Below are 993 nucleotides of genomic sequence, written 5' to 3'. Positions count from 1 at the left end.
CAGGCGGCTCCGGCAATTCAGCACCCCGCCTCACTGTCGGAGCCGCTTCCACACTTCTCTAAATACCAGCAACGGTTGAATCAACTGTTACCGCACGTGCTTTCCAGGCGCTTTCTCAGTCGTTAGACTTTGATGGAACAGGGCCTCGGCTTCACGGTTGACGCTGAGACAGTCCATCTCTGCGAAGGAAGCGTGAACGGCCAAGATAACATCTGCAATGCCCGGGCCGGCCTCAAACTGGTCCGTATGGCGACTGAACAGACCTGCCCCGCTGGCGTGTTGCCTAGCGAGGAAGCTGCCCTGCTGCTCTATGGTCCGAACCGATCCACGAGGGCGAAGCGCTTGCCAAGCCGTCATTGAGACGGTCGAGAGACAAACCCGATGAATGCGCACATGATCGAGAAGACACCATCACTCATGAGTTGCAGAGAACTTGCCCGCGACGCCAGCATAACCTGTATTTCGCCGCAGGATGTCCGGGAGTTGCTCGATGGCCGGGCACGAGAGCGGCCCGGCCAATGTTCTTCGAGGTGAACAAAGGCCGGGCCTGATCTAGTTTCCTGTGTTCAGCTCCTTCAGGTCACAGCGAATGATGCTGCCATGGGAAATGGCTGGCGAGCTGCGTTTGAGCTGCGTCTCCCGTCCCGTCGCTATCCAAAGAGAGCGACCCGGTTGAACTGTCGTAGCTGACATGGTCGAAACGATCATGCGCAGCCGTACCGGCAGACGAAGCGTCGGAAAGCCCTCCCGACTTGAGCCCGTCGAAGAAGGCCTGGTCGAAGTGAGGCTTGTCCTGCAGCTTGTCCTGGAGCTTTTCCTGAAGCCAGCTGAAGTCGAAGGCGTCATTGCCTCCGTGGCCGGACATGATCTCGGCGGCGCCGCCCTTGCTGGCGTTGGCGCCGACATTTTCATCGCCCTGGACAGTGTGGGCGAACCCGTTGCCGGCCGTTTTGTCGTGTGGACCGGCGAGAGACTCCGAGCCGCCAGAAAGGG

1 pseudogene is annotated in these 993 nt (G+C 59.6%); it reads right to left on the bottom strand.

The annotated features are described in order from the left end of the window. Positions 1-580: 580 nt before the first annotated feature. Positions 581-993 (bottom strand): annotated as a pseudogene (locus E5W87_RS35395) (hypothetical protein); the annotation flags it as partial.

It is taken from the genome of Mesorhizobium sp., from assembly GCF_004962925.1.
GTDB lineage: Bacteria > Pseudomonadota > Alphaproteobacteria > Rhizobiales > Rhizobiaceae > Mesorhizobium.
Note: the sequence above shows the minus strand (reverse complement) of the source record. Positions and strands in the feature narration are given on the sequence as shown.